The organism is Streptomyces sp. NPDC054956 (genome assembly GCF_053609185.1).
On the sequence record NZ_JBSGXB010000186.1, the window covers coordinates 5358 to 12299 of the forward strand.

Here is a 6942-nt window from a genome sequence, read left to right on the forward strand (position 1 = left end):
GTTTCTGGGGGTTGGTTTCCCCGCCCCCGGGGGCGTTTTGCGCCCCCGCGGGGGGGGGGGGGGGGGGGGGGGGGGGGCCCCCCCCCCCGCAACGGCGCCGCACCCGACCGCACCGGCCGGGCCCGGCTCACCGGACCAGCAGGTCCAGCAGTCGCTCCACCTCGGCGGCGGGATCGGCCGTCAGGCCGGTGTGCACCGGGCCGGGCTGCACCACCGTGCTGCGCGGCGCGATCAGCCACCGGAACCGCCGGCCGGCGTCGTCGCCGGCCGCCTGGCCCGCCCCCTCGCCGCCGCCGCACACGCCCTCGACCCCGCGCAGGGCCGCCCGCACTCCGGCCACGTCGGCCTTCGGGTCCAGCGCGAGGAGCTTCGCCTCGTCCAGATGGGTGCGCGCGGCGACGTAGGAGTGCGCCCGGCAGTAGACGATCACGCCGGCGTTGAAACACTCGCCGCGCTCCATCCGGGGCACCACACGCACCAGCGCGTACTCGAACACGTCCCGCTTGGTCACTCGCTGTCGCTCTTCATCTTCCGGGGCCGGGGGTCGAGGCGGTCGGCGAGCCAGCCGGGCGGACCCGACCGGACCTTCACCTCGGCCTCCATCGTGATCCTCTCGTGGATCGTGGCCGCGCGCGGCAGCAGGGCGTCCACGTAGGCGCGGCGCAGCGCGGCGGTGGACTCGAAGCCGGGCTCGTCGACCAGCCACTCGTCGGGCACGTCGGCCGCGACCTCGGTGAGCAGTTCCTCGGTGACCAGCGGCGCGAGCTCGGCGGCCGCCGCGGCGATGTCCGGGCCCACCGGCGCCAGGACGTGGTCGGAGGCGTTGTACGGCTTGGCGGCGGCGCTCTCGGCGGTGGGCCAGTTGTGGTGCCAGATCATGGTGGCGCCGTGGTCGATGAGCCACAGGTCCCCGTGCCAGACCAGCATGTTCGGGTTGCGCCAGGACCGGTCGACGTTGTTGATCAGGGCGTCGAACCAGACCACGCGCCCCGCCTCCGCGGGGTCCACCTGGTACGCGAGCGGGTCGAAGCCGATCGAGCCGGGGAGGTAGTCCATTCCCAGGTTCAGCCCGCCGCTGGCCTTGAGCAGCTCCTGGACCTCCTGGTCGGGCTCGCCGAGCCCGATCACGGGGTCGAGCTGCATCTGCACCAGCCTCGGGACGCGCAGCCCCAGCCGCTGGGCCAGGCGGCCGCAGATGACTTCGGCGACCAGGGTCTTGCGGCCCTGGCCGGCTCCGGTGAATTTCATGACGTAGGTCCCGAGATCGTCGGCCTCGACGATCCCCGGGAGCGAGCCGCCCTCACGCAGGGGCGTGACGTAGCGGGTCGCGATCACTTCGGACAGCATCCGCCCAGGTTACGGGGGTCAGTGCGCGGGAGCCCACTGAGTAATGAGGGCTTCGGCCGTGGTGATGGACGCGACCAGGGAGAGGGAGTTGCGGATCACGTCGGCGGTGCAGGAGGCGGGCACCCCGGCGATGGCGTCGGAGGGGACCACCACCTGGTAGCCGAGGTTCACGGCGTCGAAGACGGTGTTCGGGATCGCGATGTTCGAGGAGACCCCGGTGACGACGAGGGTGCGGACGCCGAGGTTGCGCAGCAGCGCGTCCAGGTCGGTCCCGGCCATCGGGGAGAGCCCGTGCAGCCGGCGCACCACCAGATCCTGCTCGGCGACGGTGATGGGGGCGGCGACCTCGACGGCCGGGCTGCCGGTCAGCTGGCGCACCGGGAGCTTGCCGGCGGCCCGGAACAGTCGCGCGTTGGTGTTGGCCCCGAGCCCGTCCGGCCGCCGCTCGGCGACGGCGTGCAGCACCTGTACGCCGGCTCCGCGCGCGGCCTCGACCAGCGCGGCGACCCGGTCCAGCATTCCGGAGTCCCGGGCCTCCTTCGCGAGTTCCGGCAAGGCGCTCTCCTCGCCGACGACACCGCTCTGGCACTCGACGGTGAGCAGTGCGGTGGTGGCGGGATCGAGTTCGGCCATGGCTCCCCCTGGCGTGGCGACGGAAGAGCACGCATGATTCCTGACACACAGTCAGATGTGAAGGGGCGCGGAACGGATGACGCAACGGACGGACGGGACACACGTGGACGAGACGCCCGTGGACGGGACGCGCGGGAACGAGGCGCGCGGGAACGGGACCCGCGCGGACAAGGCGCAGCGGCGGGGCCGCCGCATCATGATGACGGACGCGGAAGTGGACCTCTTCCTGCGCGAGCAGCGCACCTGCCGGGTGGCGACGGTCTCCCCCGACGGACGCCCGCACGTGGGCGCGCTCTGGTTCGCCTGGGACGGCACCTCGCTGTGGCTGTACTCGATCACCCGCAGCCGGCGCTGGTCCGACCTGCGCAAGGACCCCCGGATCTCGGTGGTCGTGGACTCGGGCGAGGCCTACGACGAACTGCGCGGGGTGGAACTGTCCGGCAGCGCCGTCTTCGTCGGCGAGGCCCCGCGTACGGGTGAGCCGTGCGAGGAACTCGCGGAGCCCGAGCGGATCTTCCCCGTCAAGAACTTCGGGATCACGGAGATGCCGCACGACGGGCGGCACGCCTGGATCCGGCTGACCCCGGATTCGATCGTGTCCTGGGACTTCCGCAAGATCTAGTGCGCCGACCGGCACGGCGTGCCGGTCACCTCACTGGACGGCCGGCCCCGCCCCCTGGACGCAGTCGGACGCCACCTGCCGCAAGGCCTCGACGGCGGCCCGGATCGAGGGCCGCCGCCCGGCGTCCGCGCGCCAGACCACGTACACGTGACGGCGGACGCTGTCGCTCACCGGCAGCAGCCGGACCCCGGGCGGCACCGGCCCGCGCCCGAGCCGCGGGGCCACGCAGACGCCGAGTCCGGCCTCGACGAAGGCCAGTTGGGTGTGGTGCTCCTCGGCGATGTGGGCGATCCGGGGCTCGATCCCGGTGCCGCGCAGGGTGGACACGAGCCACTCGTGGCAGAACTGCCCCTCGTTCCACGAGATCCAGTCGTCGTCGCCGAACTCGGAGAGGGAGATCCCGGTGCACCCGGCCAGCCGGTGTCCGGCCGGCACCGCGATGTCCACCGAGTCGTCCAGCAGGTGCAGCCGGGCGAGCTCCGCGGGCACCGGCATCCGCTTGTTGTGCCAGTCGATGGCCAGGGTCAGGTCGAGGTCGCCGCGCACGACGGCGGCCAGCCCCTCCTCCGGCTCCTGTTCCCTTACCCGGGGCCGCAGTTCGGGATGGTCCGCGCGCAGCGCGGCCAGGGTCCGCGGCAGCAGCCCGCGCATCGCGGTGGGGAAGGCGCCGATGCGCAGTTCGCCGGCCGCGCAGCCGCGCCGGGCCTCGACGTCGGCCTGGGCGAGCTCCACCTGGGAGATGATCCGGGCCGCGTGATCGGCCAGCAGTCTGCCGGCGTCGGTGAGCCGCACTCCGCGACCGTTCTTCGCGAGCAGCGGCTCGCCCACCTCGCGCTCCAGCTTCGCCATTTGCTGGGAGACGGCGGAGGTCGTGACGTGGAGGCCGTCGGCGGCGCCGCTGACGGAGCCGTGGCGGGCGAGGGCATCCAGGGTGCGCAGGCGCTCCAGGTTCAACATGTAAGCAATGCTACGGCGTCCCACCCAACAACTCTCGCTTGTCCTACGAGGTCGGGCGGGCGAGAGTAACGGTCATGAGCGCACCCACTACCCCTCGCCCGGCGTCCCCGCCAGCCCCCACCTCCACCGTCTCCCCGACGAACCCCGCCACCGGGCGGCTGGACTGGCGTCTGCGCTTCGCGGTCCTGTCCGCGATCTGGGGCTTCAGCTTCCTCCTGATCAAGGTGGGCACGGAGGCGTACGCCCCCTTCCAAGTCGCCCTGGGCCGGGTCTTCTTCGGTGCGCTCGCCCTGCTCGCCGTGCTCCTGGTCCGACGCGAACGGCTCCCCCGGGGCCGGCGCACCTGGGTCCACCTGACGGTGGCGGCGCTGCTGCTCAACGCCCTGCCGTTCTCGCTCTTCGCGTATGCCGAGCTGACCATCCCCTCCAGCCTGGCCGGCATCTGCAACGCCACCTCGCCGCTGTGGGGCATGGCGCTCTCCCTGGTCGCCCTCTCCGAGGACCGCCCGACCCGCCGCCGCTTCGCGGGCCTGGGCCTCGGCTTCCTCGGCGTGCTCACCGTCCTCGGCGCCTGGCAGGGCTTCTCGGGCCTCGACGCCAAGGGCACCGTGTTCGCCCTGCTGGCCGCGCTCAGCTACCCGATCGGCTGGATCTACATCCGCCGCACGATGGCCTCCACCCCCGGCTCCCCGCTGGCCATGACGAGCGCCCAGCTCCTGATCGCCACCCTCCAACTGGGCGCGGTCAGCGCCGTGTTCACTTCCGCCCCGACGTCCTTCCCGCTCTGGCCGACCCTGTCGGTGGTCGCCCTCGGCGCGCTGGGCACGGGCATGGCGCTGCGGATGCAGTACGGCCTGGTCACCGAGGTCGGCCCGACCACCGCGCAGATGGTCACGTACTTCATCCCGGTCATCGCCACCACGGCGGGCGTGCTCCTGCTGGACGAACAGCTCCACTGGAACACCCCGGTCGGCGCGGTCATCGTCCTGGCGGGCGCGGCCCTGAGCCAGCCCCGCCGCCGGTAGCCGGACCCGCGGGGGAAAATCCAGCCCCGCCGGCGTTTGAGGCGCGGGGTCTGGGGCGGAGCCCCAGGTGTCCGGGCGGAGCCCCCGTACCCGGTCCGGGGCGGAGCCCCACGCACCGCGGCCCGGGGCCGGCCCGGCCGAAACGGCCCCGGCGGCCCGGTCAGTCGAAGCGGCCCCCCGCCGCCGGGCGGACCGCCGCGGCCAGCGCCGCCGCCAGTCCCGGCACGTCCGACAGGGACAGCGCCGACACCGTCATCCGCACGGCGGGCCGCGACTCCACCCGGAACCGGGCCCCCGGAGCGATCGCCCAGCCCGCGCCCAGCATGCTCGTCACCACCGCCGTCTCGTCGGCGACGGGCACCCACACGTTCATCCCGCTGCGCCCGTGGGCCCGTACGCCCCGTTCGGCCAGCGCCGCGACCAGCGCGTCGCGCCGCTCCCCGTAGGACCGGGCCACCGCCGCGTGGTCGACCGCCCCCGCGTTCCACAGCTCCACCACCGTGTACTGCAGCAGCCGGCTGACCCACCCGGGCCCCAGCCGCTGGCGGCCCCGTACCCGGTCGAGCGTGACGTCGTCGCCGGTCAGCACCGCGAGCCGCAGGTCCGGCCCGTACGCCTTGGCCGTGGAGCGGACCAGCGCCCAGTGCCGCGTCGCCCCGCCCAGCACGTTCAGCGGCAGGTCCACGATGCCGTGCCCGTGGTCGTCGTCGATGACCAGCACCTCCGGATGGCCGGAGAGCACCGCCCGCAGCTCCGCGGCCCGTTCCGCGCTCACCGCCGCCCCGGTCGGGTTCTGCGCGCGGGCCGTCACGAGCATCGCCCGCGCGCCCTCCGCCAGCACCCGCGCCACCGACGCGGGCACCGGCCCGTCGTCGTCCACGGCCACCGGGAGCACCCGCAGGCCCAGCCCGGGGACAAGGTCCAGCACGCTCCCCCACCCCGGGTCCTCGACCGCCACCGCGTCCCCGGGCCGCAGGTGCGCGGTCAGCACCCGCTCGATGCCGTCCAGCGCGCCGGAGGTCACCGCCACCGCCCCGGCCGGGACCCCGTCGGCGTCCAGGCCGGCCCTCGCGAGCCGCGCCAGTTCCGGGACGACCGGGTCCTGCCCGTAGAGCGTCGGCTCCAGGGCGTAGCGGCGGGCCGCGCCCGCGAGGGCCTCGCCCAGCGCGGGCAGCAGCCGCACGTCCGGGTTGCCGGAGGTGACGTCGCGGGTGCCCGCCGGGACGGCCATCCGCATCTCGTCGCGCGGCGCGGTCGCCGGGCGGGCCCGGACCCTGCTGCCGCGCCGGCCGTCGGTCTCGATGACACCGCGGTCGCGCAGCGTGCGGTACGCGGCGGCCACGGTGTTGGGGTTCACCCCCAGCGCACCGGCGAGCTCCCGCATCGGCGGCAACAGCGCTCCCGGCGCGAGCGCGCCCGATCCGACGCCCGCCTCGACACTGGCCGCGATTTCCGATGCGCGGCGCCCGATGATCAGATAGTCTCCTAGCACAAAGCCAAGTATGCACTAATACAACGGAGTCCGCACGATGAGCGTCACGCCCGCCCCCGAGACCACCACGGATACGGCCACGGCAGCCGCTACGGAAGAGGCGGCCGCCGGGTACGCGCCCACCGACCGCACCGTCCCGACCCGGTCCCGCGACCGGGCGCGCTATGACCGCGAGACCGTGCACTCGATACTCGACCAGGCCTACCTCTGCCACCTCGGATTCGTCCGCGACGGCGCCCCGGTGGTCCTGCCGACCCTCTTCGGCCGGGTCGGCGAGACCCTCTACATCCACGGCTCCACCGGCTCCCGCCCCCTCCTCGCGGCCGGCAAGGCCGACCCGGGGCTGCCGGTCTGCCTGACCGTGACGCACGTGGACGGCCTGGTCCTGGCCCGCTCCGCGTTCCACCACTCGATCAACTACCGCTCGGTGGTCGTGCACGGCACCGCCTACCAGGTGACCGACCCGGAGGAGTGCCGGATGGCGCTCGACGCCCTCGTCGACCACGTCGTACCGGGCCGCTCCGCCGACTCCCGGCCGGCGAACAACAAGGAGCTCGCGGCCACGGCCGTGATCCGCCTCGACCTCAACGAGGTGTCCGCCAAGCTCCGCACCGGCGGACCGAACGACGACCCCGAGGACCTCGGGCTGCCGTTCTGGTCGGGCGTCGTCCCGGTCGCGCCGGCGTACGGGACCCCGATCCCGGCCGCCGACCTGACCCCCGGCACGACCACCCCGGATTACGTCACCGTGCTCTGAACCCGGTCGGGGGGGGGGGCCGGGGGGGCCGCCGCCCGCGCGGCGGCCGCCGGCGGCGCCCCCCCCCCCCCCCGGCGGGGCCCCCGCGCGGCGGGGCGCGCCCCCCCCC

General features: G+C 74.4%; 8 protein-coding genes. 3 read left to right on the forward strand and 5 right to left on the reverse strand.

The window, feature by feature from the left end; translation table 11 throughout:
- Nucleotides 1–127: 127 nt before the first annotated feature.
- Genes ACWGDE_RS25350 through ACWGDE_RS25360 form a run of 3 tightly spaced genes read right to left on the reverse strand, consistent with a single transcriptional unit; the run spans nt 128 to nt 1980 of the window.
- Nucleotides 128–511, reverse strand: coding sequence for a DUF3037 domain-containing protein (locus tag ACWGDE_RS25350; protein ID WP_453391321.1), 384 nt, complete (start codon nt 509–511; stop codon nt 128–130).
- Nucleotides 508–1347, reverse strand: coding sequence for a HipA family kinase (locus ACWGDE_RS25355; protein WP_453391322.1), 840 nt, complete (start codon nt 1345–1347; stop codon nt 508–510). Before ACWGDE_RS25355 ends, ACWGDE_RS25350 begins: the two co-directional genes overlap by 4 nt.
- 18 nt (nt 1348–1365) lie before the next feature.
- Nucleotides 1366–1980 carry a cysteine hydrolase gene (locus tag ACWGDE_RS25360; RefSeq protein WP_453391323.1) on the reverse strand — a complete coding sequence of 205 codons (615 nt, stop codon included), beginning with the start codon at nt 1978–1980 and terminating at the stop codon, nt 1366–1368.
- Between the two features lie 196 nt (nt 1981–2176).
- Here ACWGDE_RS25360 and ACWGDE_RS25365 point away from each other — a divergent pair, with 196 nt between their 5' ends.
- Nucleotides 2177–2602: a pyridoxamine 5'-phosphate oxidase family protein gene (locus tag ACWGDE_RS25365; RefSeq protein WP_453391332.1), complete on the forward strand. Its 426-nt coding sequence runs from the start codon at nt 2177–2179 to the stop codon at nt 2600–2602.
- A 30-nt stretch (nt 2603–2632) separates the two neighbouring features.
- On the opposite strand, the gene ACWGDE_RS25370 is transcribed toward ACWGDE_RS25365, so the two are convergent.
- Nucleotides 2633–3559 carry a LysR family transcriptional regulator gene (locus ACWGDE_RS25370; RefSeq protein WP_453391324.1) on the reverse strand — a complete coding sequence of 309 codons (927 nt, stop codon included), beginning with the start codon at nt 3557–3559 and terminating at the stop codon, nt 2633–2635.
- Nucleotides 3560–3633: 74 nt separating this feature from the next.
- On the opposite strand from ACWGDE_RS25370, the gene ACWGDE_RS25375 reads away from it, so the two are divergent.
- Nucleotides 3634–4584: a DMT family transporter gene (locus ACWGDE_RS25375; protein ID WP_453391325.1), complete on the forward strand. Its 951-nt coding sequence runs from the start codon at nt 3634–3636 to the stop codon at nt 4582–4584.
- Between the two features lie 160 nt (nt 4585–4744).
- Here ACWGDE_RS25375 and ACWGDE_RS25380 read toward each other — a convergent pair whose 3' ends face one another.
- Complete coding sequence (locus ACWGDE_RS25380; RefSeq protein ID WP_453391326.1) at nt 4745–6076, reverse strand: aminotransferase class I/II-fold pyridoxal phosphate-dependent enzyme; 1332 nt, start codon at nt 6074–6076, stop codon at nt 4745–4747.
- 37 nt (nt 6077–6113) lie between these two features.
- On the opposite strand from ACWGDE_RS25380, the gene ACWGDE_RS25385 reads away from it, so the two are divergent.
- Nucleotides 6114–6833 carry a pyridoxamine 5'-phosphate oxidase family protein gene (locus ACWGDE_RS25385; RefSeq protein WP_453391327.1) on the forward strand — a complete coding sequence of 240 codons (720 nt, stop codon included), beginning with the start codon at nt 6114–6116 and terminating at the stop codon, nt 6831–6833.
- Nucleotides 6834–6942: the final 109 nt, after the last annotated feature.